General features: G+C 59.2%; 2 protein-coding genes. Both read right to left on the bottom strand.

Translation table 11 applies throughout. The annotated features are described in order from the left end of the window. On the bottom strand, positions 1 to 200 hold a 200-nt coding region (locus tag KP705_RS21545), incomplete at its 3' end, for a transposase (RefSeq protein ID WP_374195576.1). Continuing rightward, a partial coding sequence (locus KP705_RS17590; protein WP_215765215.1) for a transposase occupies positions 110 to 458 on the bottom strand: 349 nt, incomplete at its 5' end. The genes KP705_RS21545 and KP705_RS17590, both read right to left, overlap by 91 nt.

Consider the following 458-nt stretch of genomic DNA (forward strand, 5'->3'; position numbering starts at 1 on the left):
GATGGAATAACCGGCAGGATCCCGTGGATCAGCAGATCCTGGCGGAAGCTGTCACTGTCATAGCCCCGATCAGCCAGCATGGCTTTGGGGGGCGGGACAGACAGCTTCATCAGGGCGTCTGTGGCTTTGTAGTCCGAGACCTGGCCTCCGGTAAGGACAAAGCCAAGAGGGCATCCCTGATTGTCACATCGGACATGGATCTTGCTCGTAAAGCCGCCGCGTGATCGACCAAAAGCCTCCGAATGAGCCCCCCTTTTGCGCCCGTAGCCTGTGAATGGGCACGGACTACGGTACTGTCGACCATATGCTGCCAGTTATCGGTCAGGTCGAGGTCTATCAGGGTTTGCAGCAGAGCATCCCACACCCCCTGCTCAGCCCAACGCCGGAACCGGACATAGACCGAGTTCCATTTGCCGTAGCGCTCATGCATGTCCCGCCACGGACAGCCTGTGCGCAGA

It is taken from the genome of Gluconobacter sp. P1D12_c (assembly GCF_018812105.1).
Classification (GTDB): domain Bacteria; phylum Pseudomonadota; class Alphaproteobacteria; order Acetobacterales; family Acetobacteraceae; genus Gluconobacter; species Gluconobacter oxydans_A.